The following is a 21,482-nucleotide window of genomic DNA, read 5'->3' on the forward strand; positions in this document are numbered from 1 at the left end:
ACGTACGGTGCTGGCCGGTCTCGCGGCCTTGGGACTGAGCGCGTGCGGCCCGCGCGCCACACCCCGCGAGGACAGTCCACAGCGGACACCAAACCGGTGACGCACCCCTACGGGAAGACCGACGTGCCACGCTCCCCTCGACGGGTGATCGCGCTCGACCCCGGACAGGCGCTGCAGGTCGCACTCGAACACGGCGTCCCGCTCGTGGCCTCGGCAACGCTCGACGCGGACCCGCCGGTTCCCGGCTACCTTCCCGGCGGGCACGGCGAGTTCGAGCACCTCGGGTTCGGCCAGGTCGACGTGGAGCGGCTCGCCGGGTTCGGCGCCGACCTCATCGTCGGCAACACCGCGTCACTGCAGGACAACTACGACGCGCTGGCCGGGCTGGCGAGCACCGTCGCCTATGCCAACACCCGGGATGCCGTGGAATGGCACGAGTCCGCGCTCACCGTCGCCGACGTCTACGGCGTCCGCGGCGCGCAGCAGCGGAGGCTGGACGAGTACCGGACCCGCGCCGAGCGGTTCCGGGCCGCACACGAGAACGTGCTGGCGGGCAAGAAGGTCGCGCTGCTGCGGTTCACCACCGACGAGCTGCGGATCGTCACCGACTCGATCATCTTCCCCTCGCGGATCCTCACCGACGCCGGGGTCCGGCGCACCGAGTCCAGCACACCCGCGCAGCCCGAGGACACCTACACCAGCCTCTCGCCGGAACAGGTGAGCCGGCTCGCCGACGCCGACGTGCTCATTCATTTCAGCGGGGGCGGCGCGTTCGAGGGCGGCCAGGTCTCCAGCACGTTCCGCAGGTACACCGAGGGCGAGCTGTGGCGGCGGCTGCCCGCGGTGCGGGCCGGCAAGGTGTTCGAGGTGCCGCGAGTGTCGTGGTGGGACGGTGCGTCCACGTCCGCGGCTGGCGCACTGCTCGACGATCTGGAGCGGCTGGTGCCCAGGTTCGCGTGAGAGGCCACGCCGTCACCCGCTCAGGCCGGGCCCGCGGCTCCAGTGCCTGCCGAGCAACGTCGCGAGGTACACGCCGCCGAGCACCCCGGTGGCGACGCCGACGGGCAGCTCCCCCGTGGGAAACACCTGCTGTGCGGCCACATCCGAGGCGAGCAACAGCACGGCGCCGACCAGCCCGGAGCCCACCACGCTCGGACCCGCCGGGCGCAGCAGCCGGCGCGCGAGGTGCGGCGCCGCCAGCGCGACGAACGCGACCGGGCCCGCCGCCGCCGTCGCGGCTCCAGCGAGACCCACGGCCACCACGAACAGCTGCAACCGCGTCCGGCCCACCGGGACGCCGAGTCCGGTGCTGAGCTCATCGCCAAGTTCCAGCAACGCGAGCCTGCGCAACAGCAACACCGACGCGGGCACGAGCACGGCCACGGCGACGGTGGCGATCGTGACGTGGTCCCACGTGCGGTCGAGCAGGCTCCCGGTGAGCCACACGGCGGCCCGGAACGCGTCGTCGACCTCGGCCGTGATCAGCAGGTAGCGGTTCAGCGACAGCAGCAGCGCGCCGATGCCGATCCCGACCAATACGAGCCGTTGCCCCGGCACTCCCTTGCGGTAGGCCACCAGGTACACCACCGCGGCCGTGACGAACGCGCCCGTGAGCGCGCTGAGAGCCACGGCGAGCGCGCCGCCGCCGATCAGCAGGATCTGCAGCAACGCCCCGGTCGCGGCGCCGCCCGCGAACCCGAGCACGTCGGGGCTGCCGAGCGGGTTACGGGAAAGGCTCTGCAGGATCGCCCCGCTCACCCCGAGCGCGGCGCCGACCAGCACCGCGGTGACCACCCTCGGCAGCCGCACCGCCCAGAAGACATAGTCCACTCCGGACGGACCGGGCTCGCCGGCGAGCATCCCGAGCGCGTCGCCGAGGGAGACGGGCAGCTTCCCGACCGTCAACGCGTAGCCCGTCAGCACCAGCAGCAGGAGGGCGAGCAGACCGGTCACCGCGGCGGGCCGGGAGGAGTAGCGCACCGAGAAGCCCGGCACGCGAACGGTTCTCGTGCTCATGCGGCCGCCCGCCTGCGCCGGACCAGTACGACGAAGAACGGCGCGCCCACGATCGCGGTCAGGATCGACACGCGCAGCTCGCCGGAGGGCAGCACCACGCGTCCAGCCACGTCGGCGAGCAGCACCATCACGGCGCCCAGCACGGCCGCGTAGGGCAGCACCCAACGCTGGTCCGGTCCGGTCACCGCGCGCGCCAGGTGCGGGGCCGCCAGCCCGACGAACCCGATCGGGCCCGCCACGGCCGTGGCCAGACCGGCCAGCAGCAGCACCGAGAACCCGGCCAGCAACCGCGTCCGCGGCAGCCCCACGCCGAGCGCCGTGCCCAGCTCGTCGCCCAGCGCGATCGCGTTGAGCCGCGGTCCGAGGGACAGTGCCACGAGCGCGCCGACGAGCAGGAAGGGCAGCAGCTCACCGACCACGGACAGCTCCGGTTTCGCGATGTCGCCGACGATCCAGAACCGGTACTCGTCGAACGCCTTCGGGTCGAGGAAGACCATCGCCTCGACAGCGGAGACCAGCGCAGCGCCGACGGCGGTCCCGGCGAGCGCGAGCCGCACCGGTGCGCCGCTGTCGTTGCCCCTGCTGCCGATGAGATACACCAGCGTGGTGCTGAGGGTGGCACCGAGGAACGCGAACCACACGTAGCCGGTGAAGTCCCCGATCCCGAGGCCGACGATGGCGACCAGCACGCCGAACGCGGCGCCGGCGTTGATGCCGAGCACCCCGGGGTCCGCGATCGGGTTGCGGGTCAGCGACTGCATCAGCGCCCCCGCGAGCCCGAGCGCGATCCCCACACAGATGCCCACCACGGTGCGCGGCATCCGGAGGTCGTGCACGATGATCGCGGGCTCGCTGCGATCGTCCGCGAACAGCACCCTCAGCACCTCGCCGATCGCCACCGGCTGCGAACCGGTCAGCAGGCTCAGCACCACGCAAACCAGCAGCAGCGCGACCGCCACCAGCAGCCCGGTAGTCAGGTGGGCGGACCGTGCCCGCGAACGTTCCGCCTCCTCGGCCCGGGCACCCCCGTTCCCAACCCTCACCCCTGAAGGTTAGGTCACCGTCGCAAGGACCCCGCCAGAACGGTTTTCGCTCCAGTGAAAAGGCATGGCGACGGCAGCCCCGCGGCCGAAACACTGGCGTTCGTCCACACCGGGCCTCCGGCCCGGACCGAAGAAGGGGGAGAACCATGCAGCAGCACACAACGAGGCGGCTGGCCGTGCTGGCCGCGCTTTCCGCCGCCACGCTGATGTTCGCGGGCGTGGCCTCGGCCGCCGCCGCGCCCGCCGAGACCGGCGACGCCGTGTCGACGATGAGCTGCAGCCACTCGCACTCCAACAAGGACGCCGATCACGGGTACGTCGACGCCGACTGGCTCAAGCGCCGCAGCGGCCCGCACACGAGCTGTGAGGCGTGGGGCCAGGAGCCACGCGGCACGAAGATCTACTACCACTGCTACGTCATCACCGACGGCGGGGACTCCTGGACCTGGGGCCGGGTCGCGGGCACCCAGAAGCAGGGCTGGTTCAACGACGACTACCTCAGCGACGGTGGTTCGCTGGAGGAGTGCTGAACCTGAGCCCGTACGCGACGCGAGGGTGAAGGCGGGGAGCTTACGCCGGTTCGCCCGCGTCCCGTCCCGCGTGGCCTCGGTGAACCGTACATCACCGAGGCCACGCCGTGCGGCCCGCTCGATGCGGGCCGCGGCCCGGTGTTCGCGGGCCTCGCCGGGTTAGCCGAGCAGGTCGTGCGCCGCCGCGTGGACCTGTGCCCGCTCGGCGTGGTTGCCCAGCAGGGCCATCGCGAGGCCGAGCTGCCGCCTCGCCGCCCGGCGTCACCGTTTCAAGCGCGAGCTCCGCTTTGGACAGTCCGGTCACCTGGACCGGCCAGCTGACCGGCTCGCGATGCGACCGACTGGATCACAACAGCTTGTCCAGCGTGATCGGCAGGTCGCGGATCCGCCTGCCGGTGGCGTGGTGGACGGCGTTCGCGATCGCGCCCGCGACTCCCGTGATGCCCACCTCGCCGACGCCGATGAGACCGAGAGGCATCGTCGGGTCCGGTTCGTCGAGGTAGGCGACGTCGATCGGCGGGATGTCGGCGTGGACGGGCACGTGGTACTCGCCCAGGCCGGGGTTCATGATCCGGCCCGTGCGCGGGTCGACGAGCGTCTCCTCGGACAGCGCCATGCCGATGCCCATCACGATGCCGCCCCGCAGCTGGCTCACGGCGGTCTTCGCGTTGATCACCCGCCCCACGTCGAACGCCGCCGTCCAGCGCGACACCCGCGTCTCGCCGGTGTCGGGATCCACACGGACCTCGCAGAACTGGGCGCCGCTCGCGGCCCTCATCCAGCGCCGCTGGTCGCGCAGGAGCTTCGCCAGGAACCGCGCCTGCCCGGTGAGCCTGCCGAGGCGGGAGTCCGAGCCGACGGACGCCTCCAGCGACGGCACGCCCGCGCGGGCCAGCACCGCGGCGGGGGTCTCCCCGGGAGGCCCGAGCTTCGCCAGTTTCCGCCGCAGCTTCTGGCACGCGGCCAGCACGCTGCTCGCCACGCTCGCGGTCTGCATCGACCCACCGGCGGCGGGGCTCAGCGGCAACGTCGAGTCGCCGTACTCCACACGCACGGACTCCACCGGCACGCCGAGTGCGTCGGCGGCGATCTGCGCCTGCGCCGTGGCGCCGCCCATGCCCATCTCCTGGAAGCCGCAGCGCACCAGCACGGTGCCGTCGACGGAGAGGCGCACCGTGACGTTGGCCAGGAACTGCCACGCGGGGTGGAACGCCGTGGCCACGCCCATGCCGACGAGCCAGCGGCCGTCGCGCATCGATCCCGGTTCCGGGGTCCGGTCGGCCCAGCCGAACCGTTCGGCCCCGAGCCGGTACGCCTCCCGCAGGTTCCGGTTGGCGAAGCGCCTGCCGTCGATCGGATTGCGCTCCGGCTCGTTGCGCATCCGCAGCTCGATCGGGTCCATTCCCAGTTCGTACGCCAGCTCGTCGATCGCGGCCTCCAGCGCGAAGGTCCCCATCGCGTCGCCGGGTGCGCGCATGGACGTGTTGGAGATCAGGTCCAGCTCCACCAGGTTCTGCCGCACCAGGATGTTCTCGGCGTCGTAGACGTGCTTCGACTGCGACGTGACCTGTTCCGGGCTGCCGCCGACCCGCCCGGTGTACGTCACGCTGGTGTGGACGAGCGCGGTGAGCCTGCCGTCGGTGCGTGCACCCAGCGCGACCCGCTGCGTGGAGGGCGTGCGCCCGCCCACCGTGCGGTACACGCCTTCCCTGGTCAGCAGTAGCCGCACCGGCCTTCCGGTGGCGCGCGCGGCCATGACCGTGAGGATGGTGCCCGGCCAGATCATGGCCTTCCCGCCGAACCCGCCGCCGACGAACGGCGCGATCACGCGCACGCCCTCCGCCGGGACGTCGAACCGGAGTGCGAGGTGGGAGCGCAGCCAGTCGATGCTCTGTGTCGCGTCGTGGACGGTCAGCCGGTCGCCGTCCCACACCGCCGTGGTCGCGTGCGGCTCGATCGCGTTGTGGTGATGCGGAGGCGTGGTGAACCGTCCCTCGACCCGTACGGGTGCTGTCGCGAGCGCGGCCTCGGCGTCGCCCTTCTTCGCCGAGCCGGACATCAGCAGGTTGCCCTTCTGCGGCCGTGCGTTCGGCTCCTCGGCCAGAAAGTCCACTGTGGACCTCATCGGGGCGTAGACGACCTTGACGAGTGCCGCCGCCTCGCGGGCCGCCGTGAGGGTCTCCGCGACGACCACGGCCACCGGCTGCCCGTCCCAGTGCACCTCGTCGGTGTTGAGGTAGGCGACCGACGTGCCGGAGGCCATCGTGCTGAGGTCCAGCGGGCTGACCTTGCGCGGTGGTTTCAGCGCGGGGGCGTTGTGGTGCGTGAGCACGGTGACGACGCCGGGGATCGCGGCCGCCTCGGTGGTGTCGATCGCGGTGATCCGGCCGCGGCTGATCGTGGCGTGCACGAGTGCCGCGTGGGCGAGCCCGGGGTAGGGGTGCTCGGCGGCGAACCTTGCCGCGCCGGTGGTCTTGGCGGTGCCGTCGACGCGGTCGATGGGCTTGCCGACAGCGGGTTCTGATGTTCTCGGCAGGGTCCGGGTCACGTCGCGCTCCCGTCGCTTGTCAGGTCGCGCAGGGTCGCCACGATCGTGCGCCGCGCGAGCTCGATCTTGAAGGTGTTGCCGTCCTGGGCGGTCGCGGCGGCGAGTTCGGCGTCGGCGGCGGCGCGGAAGGACTCCTCGGTCGCCGGTGCGCCGAGCAGCACGCGTTCCGCCTCCACGGCCCGCCAGGGCTTGGGCGCGACGCCGCCGAGCGCGAGCCGCGCCGCGGTGACAGTGCCGCCGCCGGTCTCCAGCGCGGCGGCCACGGACACCAGTGCGAAGGCGTACGACGCCCGGTCGCGCACCTTGCGGTAGCGCGAACGTTCCGTGATCGGTGCCGGCAGCTCGATGGCCGTCACCAGTTCGTCCGGCTCGAGCGCGGACTCGACGTGTGGCGTGGAGCCGGGCAGCCGGTGGAACCCGGTGAGCGGGATGCGCCGGGTCCCGCGCGTGCTCTCCACCTCGACCTCCGCGTCGAGCGCCGCGAGCGCCACGCACAGGTCCGACGGATGGGTCGCGATGCAGTGCTCGCTGACGCCGAGCACGCCGTGGTTGCGGGTGAAGCCCCCGATCGCCGCGCAGCCGCTGGCGGGCTCGCGTTTGTTGCAGGCCGAAGCGCCGTCGTAGAAGTAGAGACAACGGGTGCGCTGCAGCAGGTTGCCCCCGACGGTCGCCATGTTCCGCAGCTGCGCCGAGGCGCCGCACAGGATCGCCTGCGACAGCACGGGATAGCGGGTGCGGATCAGCGGATGGGCGGCGAGGGCGCTGTTGCGGACGAGCGCGCCGATCCGCACCCCGCCGCCGGGCAACTCCTCGACGCCGGTGAGCGGCAGCCTGCTGATGTCCACGACCACGTCGGGCCGCTCGACGTTCTCGCGCATCAGGTCGACGAGGTTGGTCCCGCCGCCGAGGAACTTCGCGTTCGGCTCGTCCGCGACGGCCCGCAGCGCCGTCTCGACGTCGGGAGCCCTGACGTAGGAGAACGTCCTCATCGCGCGACCTCCTGGATCGCCTCGACGATGCCGTTGTAGGCGCCGCAGCGGCACAGGTTCCCGCTCATCCGCTCCCGGATCTCCGCCGGGGACAGCTCGCCGGCCGGCGCGTGCTCGGTGACGGCGCTGGGCATGCCGTCCTTGTGCTCGGCGAGCATCCCGACGGCCGAGCAGATCTGGCCCGACGTGCAGTACCCGCACTGGAAGCCGTCGTGCCGTACGAAGGCGCCCTGCAGCGGGTGGTCGATGCCTTCGATGGTGGTGATCTCCCTGCCCTCGTACTGCACGGCCAGCGCGAGGCAGGAGTTGATCCGCTCGCCGTCGGCGAGCACCGTGCAGGCGCCGCAGGCGCCCTGGTCGCAGCCCTTCTTGGTGCCGGTGAGGCCGAGGTGCTCGCGCAGCGCGTCGAGCAGGCTGACCTGTGGCTGGATGTCGAGCGGTTCATCCGCTCCGTTCACGCGCAAGCGCACCTCGACCACGTCGATCCCCTTCGTTCGGTCCGGTATGGCCAAATTAACAGAACGATGTTCCGTTAACAAGAGGACGGCGTTCTGTTAAGTCGGGACCTATACTGGACCGGATATGGCTGAGTCGACGTTCGTGCGGGCCAGAAGGCCGGAGCACAAGCAACAGCGGCGCGACGCCATCCTCGCGGCGGCCCGCGAACTGGCCATCGAGTCCGGGGTACGCAATGTGAGCCTCGGCAGCGTGGCCGCGGCTGTCGGGCTCGCGAAGTCCAACGTCGTGCGCTACTTCGGCACGCGCGAGGAGATCTACCTCGAACTCGCGATCGAGTGCTGGCGCGAGTGGGCCGACGAGGTCACGCGGCGCCTGGGCGACGGTGCGGACGTCATCGACACCCTCGCCGAGACGCTCGCCGACCGGCCGCTGTTCTGCGACCTCCTCGGCCACACCTCCACCACCCTCGAGCACAACGCGTCCGTGCCCGCCGCCGCCGAGTTCAAGCGCGGCGTGCTCGGCGTCGTCGCCGCCCTCGGCTCGGTCGTGGCGGAGCGGCTGGAGCTGACCGAGCAGGAGGGCATCGAACTCGTGGGGCTGGCCACCGTACTGGCGAGCATGCTCTACCCGGCCGCCAACCCACCGCCGGTGCTCGTCGAGGTCTACGCCCAGAACCCGGACCTCGCCGCCGCGTGCCTGCCGTTCACGCCCACGTTGAAACGTGGGCTCGCCGCCCTCGCGGCCGGGCTGCCCACGCTGCGCTGACGGCTCAGGAGTCGCGCAGCCCCTTGATCGCGGCCTTCGCGAACGCCTGCGCCTTCTGGCAGACCCCGCCCGCGCGGCCCGCGTGGTAGGCGATGCGCACGTTCTCCGTCCGGTCGGCGTCGAGGTCGCGGTGGTCCCACGTGAGCGCGCAGGACTCGGGGCTGACCTCGCGGACGTAGGCCCGCACACCGGAGAGGTCGACGGGCCGGTAGCCCTCCTCGGGCAGGATGCCGGGATAACTCTGTTCGACGGTCAGCGACAGCGATCCGCCCGCCGTCCACTCGCACTCGTGCAGCCGCGTGAGCGTGGTCTTCGTGACGGGCCCGAGCACCTCGCGCGCCCTGGCATCGTCCACAAGGGAGCACGGGTCGACGGGAACGGCGCTGTCGCTGGGAAGGTCCCACTCCCCAGCTCGGTCGCGCAGCCGCTGCACGGTGACCCGCAGCGCCGCCTGCGCGCGCTCACAGGAGCCGCCCGAGGAGTCCTCGGTGCGGATGCCGAGCTCCCGCTCGTTCGGCAGCTGGATGGTGGCCTCGCACCCGCCTGTGAGCCCGCTCAGCAGTACCGGCCTGCCCGCGATCCCGGTACCGGCCTCGGCACCCGTCGCCTCCACCGGCTCGCCGATGATCAGCTTGAGCTGCTCGCCGTCCGCGGTCTCGTATGTGCAGCGGTTGAGGTAGAGCGGTTCCTCCCCCGCCGTCAGCACGCCCGCGCCCTGTACTCGGGCACCGTCGAGCACCGCGCACGGGTCGGTGCCGCGCAGCCGGTCCGCGCTCAACGCCCGCTCCACCGGCAAGCGCGTCGCCTGCGGCGTGGTGGGCTGCTGCTCGTCACCGCCGAGGTTCACGGCCACGATCGTGCCCACCGCCAGTACGGCCGCCGCGCCGAGCGCCGCGATCGCCCACGGGCGGCGCCGTGGAGCGGGCGGGGGCACCGGCGGCAGCGGAGCCGGCCATGACAGCACCGCGCGCACCTCGGCTTCCTGCCGCGCGATCAGCTGCCCCACGGCGAAGGGCCACGGCGACGCACCGGGGGTGACCGGGCCGAGGAAGTCGAGGATCTGTTCCGGCGTCGGGCGCCGCGCCGGGTCCTTGGCGAGGCACGGTTCGGCGAGCGCGCGGATCTCGGGTGGCAGGGCGCTCAGATCCGGCTTGGCGTGCACGACGTTGTAGAGCGTCTGCGGCGCCGTCTCGCCCGTGAACGGACCGTGCCCCGTCGCTGCCATGACGAGCAGCGCACCGAGAGAGAACACGTCGCTCGCCGGGGTCAGCTGCGCGCTCTCGGCCTGCTCCGGCGACATGAACGAGGGGGAGCCGATCACCGCGCCCGTGCTGGTGAGGTCGGAGCCCTCCACGGCCCGCGCGATGCCGAAGTCGATCACGCGGGGACCGTCGGAGGTGAGCAGTACGTTGCTGGGCTTGAGATCGCGGTGGATCAGCCCGGCGCGGTGGATGTCGGCCAGCGCGGCGGCGAGCCCGGCGGCGAGGTACTTCAGCGACGCCGGCGGCAGCGGTCCCGCGGCCTCGACCGCCTCCCGTAACGACGGTCCGGCGACGTACACCGAGGCGAGCCACGGCGCCTCGGCCGCGGGGTCGGCGTCCATGACGGCGGCGGTGTAGGCACCGGACACGCGGCGCGAGACGTCCACCTCGTGCGCGAACCGGTCGCGGAAACCCGGGTCGTGTGCGAACTCCGGATGGATCTGCTTCACCGCGGCGAGGCGCCCGTCCGGCGCGAGGGCCAGCAGCACGCGGCCCATGCCGCCCTCGCCGACGGCGGCGACCGGCCGGTACCGCCCGATCGGCCCGGCCTCGTCCGGTCGCAGTGCCCTCATGGTTGCGGCAACCTCGGCATGATCCGCTCCGCGAGCCGATGGACCTTCCCGCACTCGTCGTCCACGTCGGCTCCGCTGCCCAGCGCGTAGTACTTCACGCGCACCACCTCGGTGAAGCCCTCCTCGACGGGAATGTGCGCCCAGCTGACCTGGCAGGACGGGCTGCCCGGGGCCGGGTTCGCCTGCTGGTACACGGTCCGTCCGCCCACCCGCACCGGCGACTCGTCCAGCCCGCCCTTGCCGGGCTGGACCGCCCGTTCGAGCGTGATGTCCACGGGCCCGCCGACGTCCCACGAGCATCTGTGCAGACCGTCCGGCTCGGTTCCGATCACCACGTCGAAGAGTTCGCCCACCTCGGCGTCGTCGGTCAGCGAGCACGGGTCGACGGTCGCGAGCGTGCCCTTCGCGTCCCGCCAGCCCGCGCCGCCCTGGCGCAGCGCGCCGATCGCCTCGGTGAGGGTGTTCCGCGCGGTGCCGCACGGGTCCGCCTCAGGGGCGTCGCCGACGCCGGGCGAGGTGGTGACGCTGACGCCGTGCGTCTCCTGGTCGGGGATCAGCGCGATCGCCGTGCACCGGCCCTCGCCCTTGGCGGGCCCGACGCTCGCGGGCAGCCCGGCGATCTCGTCGGTCACCGCGGCGTCGGAGGGAACGCGGTCGCCCAGCTGCAGGTCCAGCCACCGCCCGTCGGGCGCCTCGTAGGTGCAGCTGAAGAAATGGACGTCGATCTTCGGCTTCAGCTCGCTGCCGAGCACGCGGCACGGGTCGACGGAACGCAATCCCGCCGCGCTGAGCGGGGCCGGCGGCCCGGTGCTCGTGGGTGTCGTCGTGCTCGTGCCGCCTTGGGCGACCGGTACCGCCGTGCCGGGGGAGGACCTCGTGACGTCGAGCAGCGTCGCCGCGAGCACACCACCGACCACGAGCACGACGGCGGCGACCACGGCGAGCACCGGAGATCGACGCCGTGCCGAGGGCTCGACCAGCGCGGCCCTCGCCTCGGCCTCCTGTGCCCGGATCAGCTCGTGCACCGGGGCGGGCCACGGCTGGGCGCTCGGCGCCGCGGGGCCGAGCCGGTCGAGCAGCTGCGCCGGCGTCGGCCGGTCGGCGGGCTCCTTCGCGAGACACGGCTCCACCAGCGCACGGATCTCCGCGGGCACAGCGGTCAGGTCCGGCTCGGTGTGCACGACGTTGTAGAGCGTCTGCGGCGCCGACGTTCCCGCGAACGGGCTCTGCCCGGTCGCCGCCATCACCAGCAGCGCGCCGAGCGAGAACACGTCGCTCGCGGGCGTGAGCGGGCCGCCCTCCGCCTGCTCGGGGGACATGAAGCCGGGCGAGCCGACCACGGAGCCGCTGCGCGTCAGCTCGGAGTCGCCCTCGGCCGCCCGTGCGATGCCGAAGTCGATCACGCGCGGGCCGTCGGCGGTCAGCAACACGTTGCTGGGCTTGAGATCCCGGTGCACGAGCCCGGCGCGGTGGATGTCGGCCAGCGCCGAGGCCAGCCCCGCGGTGAGGTACCTCAGCGAGTCCGGCGGGAGCGGGCCCGCCGCGTCGACCGCCTCGCGCAGCGACGGCCCGGCGACGTAGACCGACGCGAGCCACGGCGTGTGCGCCGAGGGGTCGGCGTCCATGACCGCAGCGGTGTAGGCACCGGAGACGAGCCGGGACGCCTCCACCTCGCGCGCGAACCGGCTCCGGAAGCCGTCGTCGTGCGCGAACGCGGGATGGATCTGCTTGACCGCGGCGAGGCGACCGTCCGGCGCCACGGCGAGCAGCACCCGGCCCATACCGCCCGCGCCGAGCGAGGCAAGCAGGCGGTACCGGCCGACGTGCGAGGGCTCGCCGGGGTTCAGTGGCCGCACGTCACGCGGGGGTCACTTGCCGACGCCGATGGCCTTGCGCACCGAGCCGAGCACGCGGCCTGCCCGCTCGCGGGCCTTCTCCGCGCCCTCGGCGAGCATCGTGTCGAGCTCGCTGCCCGGCTCCATCAGCGCGTCGTAGCGTTCCCGCAGCGGGCCCAGTTCGGTGTTGAGCACCTCGAACAGCACGTTCTTCAGCTCGCCCCAGCCCATGCCGCCCGCCTCCAGGCGCTTGCGCGTGTCGGCGACGATGTCGGCGGCCGAGGCCGGTGCGAACTGCTCCAGGATCTGGAACACCGACGAGCTGTCCGGGTCCTTCGGGTCCTCCACCGGCGTGCTGTCGGTGGGGATGCGCCGCACCAGCTTCTTGAGCTTGTTCTCCGGCAGGAACAGCGGAATGGTGTTGTCGTAGGACTTGCTCATCTTGCGGCCGTCGAGGCCGGGCAGCGTGTGGCCGGTGCCCGCGTCGGGAATGATGGCCTTCGGCACCTTGAACGAGTACGACTTGCCGTAGAGGTGGTTGAAGCTGCCCGCGATGTCGGCCGCGTACTCGACGTGCTGCACCTGGTCCTTGCCCACCGGCACCACGTCGGACTCCATGATCAGGATGTCCACGGCCATGAGGATGGGGTAGTTGTACAGGCCCATGTTCACGCCGGCGTCGGGCTCCTCGCCCGCCTCGACGTTGCGGTCGCGCGCCGCCTTGTAGGCGTGTGCCCTGTTCATCAGGCCCTTGCCGGTGACGCAGGAGAGCACCCAGTTGAGCTCGAAGATCTCGGGGACGTCGGACTGCACGTAGAACGTCGTCCTGGTCGGGTCGAGGCCCGCGGCCACCCACGTCGCGGCGACCGAGCGCGAGTAGTGCCGGAGCAGCTCGGGGTCGCGCACCGTCGTGAGCGCGTGGTAGTCGGCGATGAAGTAGACCGAGTCGTACTGCTCAGCCAGCTGCAGCGCCGGACGGATCGCACCGATCAGGTTGCCCAGATGGGGCTCGCCGGTCGGCTTGATGCCGGTCAAGGAGACCTTGGCTACGGGCTGTGACATGCGGGCCATCCTACTGACCAGCGGGTGGGCCGACGGCGTCAGGTGAGCTCCAGACCGCCGTCGACGGTGAGCACCTGTCCGGTCACCCAGCCGGGCGCGGCGAGGCGCACGACCCACTCCGCGACCTCCTCCGGCTCGCCGCGGCGGCCGAGCGGAATGCGCTCGCGCTCGGCCTGTTTGACCTCCTCGATCGCCTCGGCGGACAGGCCCGACGCGGCGAGCGCATCGCTCTCCGTCGGCCCCGGCGCGACAGCGTTGACCCGCACGCCGGCCCCGGCGAGCTCCGCCGCCCAGCTTCGGGTGAGGTGCTCCACCGCGGCCTTCGACGCCCCGTAGTGCGCGGCGCCCGGGGACGGCCGGTGGCCGAAGGTGCTCGAGACGTTGACGATCGCGCCCCCTGCGGCGGTGAGGGACGGCAACGCGGCCTGTGCGAGGAGCGTGGGTCCGGTGATGTTGGTGGCGAGCAGATCGGCGACCCGGCTCGCGTCGGTCTCCGCCAGCGGCATCGAGGCGAACACGGCGGCGTTGTTCACCAGCACATCCAGCCGGTTCCAGGTCGCCAACGCGGCGGCCACCACCTCCTGTGCCGAGGCCGGGTCCCTGACGTCGGCCACGTGGTAGCGGATACCGTGCCGCAGCCGAACGGTCTCGGCCAATGCCGGGGCACGCCTGCCGGTGCCGAGCACGAGCGCTCCCGCGTCGGCGAGCGCCACCGCGGTGGCCCTGCCGATGCCCGAGCCCGCGCCGGTCACGATCGCGACCTTGCCGTCGAGCGTCTCCTGGTCGATCACGGAGCGACGCTAGGCGTTGACACCGGTGTGAAGGTCAAGCGACGGCTACCCTCGCGGCATGGCCGGGCACATGACTCCCGAGGAGTTCCGCGAATACGGCAAGCGGGTGGTCGACTGGATCGCCGACTACCTCGCGTCGATCGAGTCGAGGCCGGTCCGGTCGCAGGCGAAACCCGGCGACGTCCGCTCGGCGCTGCCCGAGCGCCCGCCCGAGGAGGGCGAGCCGTTCGAGCACGTGCTCGCCGACCTCGACCGCGCGATCCTGCCCGGCGTCACGCACTGGCAGCACCCGAGCTTCTTCGCCTACTTCCCGGCCAACGCCAGCGGTCCCGCGATCCTCGGCGACCTGTTGTCGTCGGGACTCGGCGTGCAGGGAATGGTGTGGGCGACGAGCCCGGCGTGCACGGAGCTGGAGTCGCTCGTCGTCGACTGGCTCGCCGAGCTGCTCGGGCTTCCGCAGGGGTTCCGCACCGACTCGGCGGGCGGCGGCGTCATCCAGGACACCGCGTCGAGCGCGAGCCTCGTCGCGCTGCTGGCCGCGCTGCGGCGCGCGGGCGGTGAGGGACGCAGGCGCACCGTGTACGTGTCGTCTCAGACCCATTCGTCGCTGGAGAAGGCGGGCCGGATCGCCGGGCTCGCCGCGGGTGACGTGCGGGCGGTGAACGTCGACGAGCACACGCTCGCGATGGATCCGGCTCACCTGGACGAGCTGATTGCCGCCGATGTCGCCGACGGTGCCGTGCCGGCGCTGGTGTGCGCGACGATCGGCACCACTTCGACCACGGCGATCGACCCGGTGCGCCGCATCGGCGAGGTGTGCCGGGCACGCGGGGTGTGGCTGCACGTCGACGCCGCCTACGCCGGGGTGTCGGCGATCTGCCCCGAGCTGCGCTGGATCAACGACGGCGTCGCCGAGTACGCGGACTCCTACGTCACCAACCCGCACAAGTGGCTGCTGACCAACTTCGACTGCTCCGTGCTGTGGCTGGCCGACCGCGCGCCGATGATCGAGGCGCTGTCGATCCTGCCCGAGTATCTGCGCAACGCCGCGAGCGCGTCGGGCGAGGTGATCGACTACCGCGACTGGCAGATCCCGCTGGGGCGGCGCTTCCGCGCGCTCAAGCTGTGGTCGGTGATCCGCTGGTACGGCGCCGAGGGCCTGCGCGAGCACGTCCACAAGGGGATCGCGCTGGCCGACGAGTTCGCCGCGCTGGTCGCCGCCGACGAGCGCTTCGAGCTGCGCCAGGACCATCCGTTCGGGCTCGTCTGCTTCCGGCCGCGGTGGCCGGGATTGTCCACAGCGGACGCCAACGCGGCGACCCTGGCGCTGCTGGAACGGCTCAACGACTCCGGCGACTTGTACCTGAGCCACACGAAGGCGAACGGCAACGTGTTGCTGCGCATGGCGATCGGTGCACCGGCTACCGAACGCGAGCACGTGCTCGCCGCGTGGTCGGCGATCCGGCGCGAGCTCGGCTGACCGGTTTTTGTCGGTGGTCGGCGGCAGAATGGGCTCCACGACGAAGGGGGTCATCATGGTGGTCGGTCAGACGAAGGACGTGGGGTTCCAGATCGGGGTGTCGAGGACGGTGCCCCATCCGCTCGAGTCGGTGTGGGCCTACCTCACCAGCCCCGAGGGGATCACGGCCTGGCTCGGCGAGGGCGCCGTGCTCGGCACGAGGAAGGGCGACACCTACACCACCGCCGAGGGCACCACGGGCGAGCTGCGCAGCTTTCACGTCAACGACCGGGTGCGGCTCACGTGGCGACCGCGCGGCTGGGATCACGACACCACCGTGCAGGTCACCGTCAGCGACGCGGGCGGCCGGACGGTGCTGCGGTTTCACCAGGAATGGCTGGCCGACGGCGACGAGCGGCTCCGCCAGCGGGGGCACTGGCGCGGGGTGCTGGACACCGTGGCCGCCGGGCTCAACCGAGGTAGGTCTCCAGGGTGACGGCCAGCGCGGCGTCCACGTCGCCCGCGCCGAGCGTGTCGCCGAGCCCGCCCCACAACCACAGCTCCGCCAGCCCGTGCAGCGCCGCCCACAGCGACGCCGCGAGCAGTCGCCCGTCCGTGCCAGGGCGCCAGCCCTCGGCCTGTGTCTCGCCGACGAGAGTGCTGAAGTCCTCGAACACGGCGCTGTTGGTGCTCGACAGCTCGGGCTCGGCGGCGTCGATGAGGTCGTGGCGGAACATCAGCTCGAACATCGCCGGGTTGGCGAGGGCGAACTCGATGTAGGAGCGGCACATCGCGAGCAGCCGCTCTCTCGGTGAGGCGCCCGGGATGCGCTCGCCGCGCTCGCGCAGTTCGGCGAAACCGGTCGTCGCGACGGCCGAGAGCAGCGCGGTGCGGCCGGTGAAGTGGCGCAGCGGCGCCCCGTGCGACACTCCGGCCTCGCGTGCGATCCGGCGGAGGGTGACGGCTTCCACGCCCTCGTCGGCGAGGAGCGCGGTGGCGCTCGCGATCAGGCGTTGCCTGGGATCGGTTTCCGTGTCCATGTCCCCAGCTCGTCGGTGAGCGGCAGCAGCTCGGGACGTTTCGGCACGAAGCCGTCGCCGGAGGAGCGGCCGGTGAGGTAGTTGAGCACACGCGTCCTGGCGGACGGCAGCACCGAGCCCCACACCCACCTCGCGTGGGCGAGGAGGTTCGGCTCGGCCGGGTCGCCGGGCAGCGGGGCGAGCCAGCTCAGGTCGAACGGGACGTCGAGCGTCTTGAGCAGGTGCGCGGCGACCCTGCGGTGGCCGAGCTCGCTCAGGTGCAGCCGGTCGGGGCCGAAGTAGCGCAGGTCTTGCGCGGCCTCGTCGGGCCACAGGTCGACGAGCACCGCGCCGTAGTCGTCGGCGGCGGCGCGGACGGCGTCGTTGAACGCCTCGATGCGATGGCGCATCCGGCGCACGATGGGCATGCGGGAGGAGATGTCGCTGAGCGTGAACACCACGACGGTGGGCGCGGCGTCGGTGAGCAGGCGCACGGCCGCCCTGACTCGCCGCGCGACCACCTCGGAGCTGAACGACCGCGAGATCATCAGGTCGTTGCCGCCGCCGAAGAGGGCCACGATGTCGGGGCGCAGGTCGATGGCGGTGGGGATCTGCTCGACGACGATCTGGTCGAGCCGCCTGCCGCGCACACCGAGGTTGGCGTAACGGAAGCCGGGCTCATCCTGAGCGAACCGGCTGGCGACCAGGTCGGCCCAGCCCCGGTAGTGGGTTCTGCCCGGGTAGGGATCGTCGAGACCTTCGGTGCAGCTGTCACCGAGCGCGACGAAGCGTTGGTAACCCATTCAACTCTCCGACATGTTCCGTTCAGCTAGTAGACAATGTCTACCAAACGCGGGTAGACGGTGTCTACATCGCCGGGCGGGGCCGGATCACGCCCGGACCGTGCGGCGCACGGCCCGGGCGGTCGGGGTCACGGCCAGTCGATCTGCGGCGAGCGGTAGAAGTCCACGCCCCGCTGCTCCCAGCGCGGCCCCTGTTCGGCGAGCCGTTGCGAGAACGACTCCCAGTCGTGGCTCGCGCGGGGCGACCAGCCGAGCTCCGCGATCGCGGGCAGCCGGGGGAACGCCATGAACTCGATGTCGTCGATGCTCCGCAGGGTCTCCGACCACAACGGCGCCTCGACCCCGAGGACCGACTGCTCACCGACCCCGGTGACGTGGCTGCCGGGATCCCACTCGTAGGCGTCACGCACCTCGATGAACCCGGCCCACTGCAGGCCGAGCGGCGTGTTCGCGTCGTACTTCATGTCGAGGTACGACTTGTTGGCCGGCGACATGATCACCTTGTTGCCCCGTGCGGCGGCCTCGGCGAGGTCGGCGTTCTCCGTGGTCGTGCCCCAGTACTGCGGCACCACCGACGCGGGCGGGTCGGCCTGCGCGACCTCGTTCCAGCCGAACGCCTGCTTGCCGTACTTCTCCACCAGCGGCAGCACGCGGTTCATGAACGTCCGGTAGTCCTCGTCGGTAGTCGCGTGCGCCTCGTCGCCCCCGATGTGCAGGTACGGCCCGGGTGTCATGGCGGCGAGCTCGCGGATCACGTCCTCCACGAAGCGGTACGTCGTCTCCGAGCCGATGCACAGCGAGGAGTACCCGACCTCGATGTCCGTGCGCGGTGGTGGCGCGACCCCGTCGCAGTTCAGCTCGGCGTAGGTCGACTGTGCCGCGTTGGTGTGCCCCGGCATGTCGATCTCGGGCACGATCGTGATGTAGCGGGACGCCGCGTAGGCCACCAGATCGGCGTACTCGGCCTTGGTCAGGAAGCCGGGGCCCTCGCCGTCCACGCCGGTGCCGGGTCCGCCGCCGACCGTGGTGAGTTTCGGCCAGCTGTCGATCTGGATGCGCCAGCCCTGGTCGTCGGTCAGGTGCAGGTGCAAGTGGTTGATCTTGTACTGGGCGAGCTCGTCGATGTAGGACCTGATCTCGGCGGGCTCGTGGAAGTGCCTGGCAAGGTCGAGCATCGCGCCCCGGTAGGCGAAGCGCGGCTTGTCGACGATCGTCCCGCCGGGCACCGTCCACGCCCTCCGGACCGTGCGGTCGGCCTCGATCCGCGCGGGAAGCAACTGGCGCAGCGTCTGCGCGCCCGCGAACAGCCCGGCGCCGGTCCTGGCCCGGATCGTCACGCCGGACCTGCCGACGTCGAGGCGGTAACCCTGGTCGCCGACCTTCGGTTCGTGCTTGCTCAGCACCAGGGAGATGGCGGAGCCCCGTCGGTCCGAGGACACGACGGGCAGGGAGTAGCCGGTCGCGGGGCGCAGCACGCCCGCGAGGTACCGCCCGACGCGCTTGGCCTCGGCCGAACCGGCCTGCGTGCGGATGGACGTGTGCGGACCGAGCGTGAAATCGGTTCTGGAGTTGGGTTCGACCTCGGCGGGCACGGGGATCACGTCGCCGAGCTCGCGTTCCGGGCCGGGACCGTGGCCCGTCTGCGTGGCCGCGGCCGGGACCGCCGGTAGGCACAGCACGGCCGTGGCGAGCAGGCCGAGAATTGTCCTGCGTTGACGCACGGAGCACCTCCGATGGGGAAGGAGCAGGTGGAGTAAAAGGTATAGACCAATACTGGTCCAGACATCCGCCGTTCGGTGGACACTCGTGCCGGTCAGGTCCTGTCGTGTCGTTGGGCGCGCGGGTGGAATGCGGGCTGTTGAGCGACACCTGCGCGGCGCCGCACTCGGTGAGCACCGCGTCGAGCGCTCGGGCCGGCATCGCCACTCACGGCTGGTGCGGACCGCACCCCGCCTCGAGTGCCCGCGCGGAGGTGTAGGCCAGCATCGTCGTCCTGTTCCGGCACCGCTGCGGTTCGAGGCCGATCTCCGTGACACCGGGCCTGGCCGGTCGGGACGGCACGTACACCAGGTCGCCGCCCGGCGCGGCCTCCTCGTAGTCGTCAACCGCCGGAACGGTTCCCCCGCTCCGGCCGACGCCGCGAATGCCGTGAAGGTCGTGTACCCCACGACCGCTCGTGGGCCGTCGCGCAGCTCCCACAGCTTTATCGGGGCGCCGGGCTCGGGTCCGTGGTCAGCACCAGCACGCCGTCCGGTGCGTACTCGTCCGGGCACCGGATCGCCTGCTCGTCGAAGGCCCACAACTCCCCCATGCAGCGCATGAGAAGGCCGTGTTTCGCCCACCCGGGGGTGGATTCACTCCGGGCGCAGGATCGAGCGCAGCGCGGTGAGCACGTTCGGGTCCTCGATCGTCGAGGGCACGGGCTCGTCGCGGCCGTCGGCGATGCCCCGCATCGTCTTGCGCAGGATCTTCCCCGAGCGGGTCTTCGGCAGCGCCTCGACCACCGAGACGTCCCGGAACGCCGCCACCGGGCCGATGTCGGCACGGACCGCCGCGACCAGTTCCTCCCTCAGTTTCTCCTCCGGGATGTCCACGCCCGCCTTGAGCACCACGAAACCGCGCGGCAGCTGGCCCTTCAGTGTGTCCTTCACGCCGATCACCGCGCACTCGGCGACCGCGGGGTGCGCGGCGAGCACAGCCTCCATTGACCCCGTCGACAGCCGGTGGCCCGCCACGTTGATCACGTCGTCGGTGCGGCCCATGACGAACAGGTAGCCGTCCTCGTCGCGGTATCCGGAGTCGCCGGTGAGGTAGTAGCCCTCGTACCGCGACAGGTACGCCTCCTTGTACCGCTCGTCGTCGCCCCACAGCGTCGGCAGCGCGCCAGGCGGCAGCGGCAGCCTGATCGCGATCGCGCCCTCCTGCCCCGCGGGCAGCTCCTCGCCGGCCTGGCCGAGGATCCGCACGTCCCAGCCCGGCACCGGCATCGTCGCCGACCCCGGTTTGACGGGCATCGGCTCGAGCCCGCGCAGGTTGGCAGCGATCGGCCAGCCGGTCTCGGTCTGCCACCAGTGGTCGACCACAGGGACGCCGAGTTTGTCGTGCGCCCAGTGGTAGGTCTCCGGGTCCAGCCGCTCGCCCGCCATGAACAGCGTGCCGAACCGCGTGAGGTCGTAGGCCGCGGTCTCCTTGCCCTCCGGGTCGACCCGCTTCACCGCGCGCAGCGCCGTCGGCGCCGTGAACAGGGCCTTCGCCCCGTGCTCGGAGATGACCCGCCAGAACGCGCCCGCGTCCGGGGTGCCGACCGGCTTGCCCTCGTAGAGCACCGTCGTGGCGCCGATCAGCAGCGGCGCATAGACGATGTAGGAGTGGCCGACGACCCAGCCCACGTCGGAGGCGGTCCACCACACGTCGCCCGCCTCGATGTCGTAGACGGCGCCCATCGACCATGCGAGCGCCACGGCGTGCCCGCCGGTGTCGCGCACGACGCCCTTCGGCTTACCCGTGGTGCCGGAGGTGTAGAGGATGTAGAGCGGGTCGGTCGCCGCGACGGGCACCAAGTCCACCGGTGACGCGGTCGCCATGAGCTCGGTCCAGTCGGCGTCGCGCTCGCCCAGTTCGGCGCGCACGGCGTCGCGCTGCAACACCACGACCCGGTCCGGCTGGTGCTCGGTGGCGGCCAGCGCGGCGTCGATGATCGGCTTGTACTCGACGACCCTGCTCGGCTCGATCCCGCACGAGGCGGCCACGATCGCCTTCGGCTTCGCGTCCTCGATGCGGGCGGCCAGCTCCTTCGGCGCGAACCCGCCGAAGACGACCGAGTGGATCGCGCCGATGCGCGCGCAGCCGAGCATCGCGATCACGGCCTCGGGCACCATCGGCATGTAGATGATCACGCGGTCGCCCTTGGTCACGCCCAGCGAGTCGAGCGCGCCCGCGAACTTCGCGACCTCGTCGCGCAGGTCGGCGTAGGTGTAGGTGCGCTGCGATCCGGTGACCGGGGAGTCCCAGATCAGGGCGGGCTGCTCGCCGCGGCCCTGCTCGACGTGCCGGTCGAGGGCGTTGTAGGCGGTGTTGAGCTCCCCGTCGGGGAACCAGCGGTACAGCGGTGCGTTCGAGGAGTCCAGTGCGCGGGTCGGCTCGCGGGTCCACGTGATGGCTCGTGCGGCGTCCAGCCAGAAGCCCTCGGGGTCGTCGAGGCTGCGCTGGTAGATCTCGGCATACGCGCCCATCGTGACTGCCTCCTCGTCATCGAGTCCGTGCCTTGAGACCGTAGAACGTTCGTGCGATCAGTGCACGCAGCGAACCCGGTGCGCACCGCCTGCGTCC

General features: G+C 71.9%; 17 protein-coding genes and 1 pseudogene. 5 read left to right on the top strand and 13 right to left on the bottom strand.

The genetic code is table 11. The features are described from left to right. Window positions 1–96: 96 nt before the first annotated feature. Window positions 97–960: an ABC transporter substrate-binding protein gene (locus BA062_RS33040; RefSeq protein ID WP_168214163.1), complete on the top strand. Its 864-nt coding sequence runs from the start codon at window positions 97–99 to the stop codon at window positions 958–960. Between the two features lie 12 nt (window positions 961–972). Here the strand turns inward: BA062_RS33040 and BA062_RS33045 are convergent, their stop codons facing one another. Both BA062_RS33045 and BA062_RS33050 read right to left on the bottom strand, forming a co-directional pair. Beyond that, complete coding sequence (locus tag BA062_RS33045) at window positions 973–2,016, bottom strand: FecCD family ABC transporter permease (RefSeq protein ID WP_110343067.1); 1,044 nt, start codon at window positions 2,014–2,016, stop codon at window positions 973–975. Next, window positions 2,013–3,059, bottom strand: a complete 1,047-nt coding sequence (locus BA062_RS33050) for a FecCD family ABC transporter permease (protein WP_210407072.1) — start codon at window positions 3,057–3,059, stop codon at window positions 2,013–2,015. The genes BA062_RS33045 and BA062_RS33050 overlap by 4 nt, the downstream gene beginning before the upstream one ends. Window positions 3,060–3,205: 146 nt before the next feature. Between BA062_RS33050 and BA062_RS33055 the strand changes: the two genes are divergently transcribed. Next, entirely contained in the window at window positions 3,206–3,589 is a 384-nt protein-coding gene (locus BA062_RS33055; protein ID WP_146240120.1) for an SH3 domain-containing protein, read from the top strand. 346 nt (window positions 3,590–3,935) lie between these two features. Here BA062_RS33055 and BA062_RS33060 read toward each other — a convergent pair whose 3' ends face one another. The 3 genes from BA062_RS33060 to BA062_RS33070 are packed head-to-tail and all read right to left on the bottom strand — an operon-like array spanning window position 3,936 to window position 7,605. Beyond that, the gene (locus BA062_RS33060) at window positions 3,936–6,137 is read right to left on the bottom strand and encodes a xanthine dehydrogenase family protein molybdopterin-binding subunit (RefSeq protein WP_110343069.1); all 2,202 of its coding nucleotides are present in this window, start codon (window positions 6,135–6,137) and stop codon (window positions 3,936–3,938) included. Next, a complete protein-coding gene (locus tag BA062_RS33065) occupies window positions 6,134–7,126 on the bottom strand; it encodes an FAD binding domain-containing protein (RefSeq protein ID WP_110343070.1) in 993 nt (330 codons plus the stop codon). Before BA062_RS33065 ends, BA062_RS33060 begins: the two co-directional genes overlap by 4 nt. Continuing rightward, on the bottom strand, window positions 7,123–7,605 hold the full coding sequence (locus BA062_RS33070; protein ID WP_110343071.1) for a 2Fe-2S iron-sulfur cluster-binding protein: 483 nt from the start codon (window positions 7,603–7,605) through the stop codon (window positions 7,123–7,125). Before BA062_RS33070 ends, BA062_RS33065 begins: the two co-directional genes overlap by 4 nt. A gap of 103 nt (window positions 7,606–7,708) precedes the next feature. Here BA062_RS33070 and BA062_RS33075 point away from each other — a divergent pair, with 103 nt between their 5' ends. After that, window positions 7,709–8,350: a TetR family transcriptional regulator gene (locus tag BA062_RS33075; RefSeq protein ID WP_110343072.1), complete on the top strand. Its 642-nt coding sequence runs from the start codon at window positions 7,709–7,711 to the stop codon at window positions 8,348–8,350. Between the two features lie 4 nt (window positions 8,351–8,354). Here the strand turns inward: BA062_RS33075 and BA062_RS33080 are convergent, their stop codons facing one another. Genes BA062_RS33080 through BA062_RS33095 form a run of 4 tightly spaced genes read right to left on the bottom strand, consistent with a single transcriptional unit; the run spans window position 8,355 to window position 13,872 of the window. Continuing rightward, the gene (locus tag BA062_RS33080; RefSeq protein ID WP_110343073.1) at window positions 8,355–10,184 is read right to left on the bottom strand and encodes a serine/threonine-protein kinase; all 1,830 of its coding nucleotides are present in this window, start codon (window positions 10,182–10,184) and stop codon (window positions 8,355–8,357) included. Beyond that, window positions 10,181–12,040, bottom strand: coding sequence for a serine/threonine-protein kinase (locus BA062_RS33085; protein WP_110343074.1), 1,860 nt, complete (start codon window positions 12,038–12,040; stop codon window positions 10,181–10,183). The genes BA062_RS33080 and BA062_RS33085 overlap by 4 nt, the downstream gene beginning before the upstream one ends. Before the next feature lie 12 nt (window positions 12,041–12,052). After that, window positions 12,053–13,081: a tryptophan--tRNA ligase gene (locus BA062_RS33090; RefSeq protein ID WP_110343075.1), complete on the bottom strand. Its 1,029-nt coding sequence runs from the start codon at window positions 13,079–13,081 to the stop codon at window positions 12,053–12,055. Window positions 13,082–13,119: 38 nt separating this feature from the next. Further along, window positions 13,120–13,872 carry an SDR family NAD(P)-dependent oxidoreductase gene (locus BA062_RS33095; RefSeq protein WP_110343076.1) on the bottom strand — a complete coding sequence of 251 codons (753 nt, stop codon included), beginning with the start codon at window positions 13,870–13,872 and terminating at the stop codon, window positions 13,120–13,122. A gap of 70 nt (window positions 13,873–13,942) precedes the next feature. Between BA062_RS33095 and BA062_RS33100 the strand changes: the two genes are divergently transcribed. Together BA062_RS33100 and BA062_RS33105 are read left to right on the top strand one after the other, a co-directional pair. Next, entirely contained in the window at window positions 13,943–15,352 is a 1,410-nt protein-coding gene (locus BA062_RS33100) for a pyridoxal-dependent decarboxylase (RefSeq protein WP_110343145.1), read from the top strand. Window positions 15,353–15,407: 55 nt separating this feature from the next. Next, window positions 15,408–15,827 carry an SRPBCC family protein gene (locus tag BA062_RS33105; RefSeq protein ID WP_110343146.1) on the top strand — a complete coding sequence of 140 codons (420 nt, stop codon included), beginning with the start codon at window positions 15,408–15,410 and terminating at the stop codon, window positions 15,825–15,827. On the opposite strand, the gene BA062_RS33110 is transcribed toward BA062_RS33105, so the two are convergent. The 4 genes and pseudogenes from BA062_RS33110 to BA062_RS33125 all read right to left on the bottom strand — a co-directional run. Next, the gene (locus tag BA062_RS33110; protein ID WP_110343077.1) at window positions 15,802–16,371 is read right to left on the bottom strand and encodes a TetR/AcrR family transcriptional regulator; all 570 of its coding nucleotides are present in this window, start codon (window positions 16,369–16,371) and stop codon (window positions 15,802–15,804) included. The two genes, BA062_RS33105 and BA062_RS33110, sit on opposite strands and share 26 nt — an antisense overlap. Then, entirely contained in the window at window positions 16,338–17,153 is an 816-nt protein-coding gene (locus tag BA062_RS33115) for an SGNH/GDSL hydrolase family protein (RefSeq protein ID WP_110343078.1), read from the bottom strand. Before BA062_RS33115 ends, BA062_RS33110 begins: the two co-directional genes overlap by 34 nt. Window positions 17,154–17,281: 128 nt before the next feature. After that, window positions 17,282–18,874: a beta-N-acetylhexosaminidase gene (locus tag BA062_RS33120; protein WP_245960125.1), complete on the bottom strand. Its 1,593-nt coding sequence runs from the start codon at window positions 18,872–18,874 to the stop codon at window positions 17,282–17,284. 633 nt (window positions 18,875–19,507) lie between these two features. Further along, a pseudogene (locus tag BA062_RS33125) lies at window positions 19,508–21,415 on the bottom strand (propionyl-CoA synthetase); the annotation flags it as partial. Window positions 21,416–21,482: the final 67 nt, after the last annotated feature.

Source organism: Prauserella flavalba (genome assembly GCF_003202235.1).
Taxonomy (GTDB): domain Bacteria; phylum Actinomycetota; class Actinomycetes; order Mycobacteriales; family Pseudonocardiaceae; genus Prauserella_A; species Prauserella_A flavalba.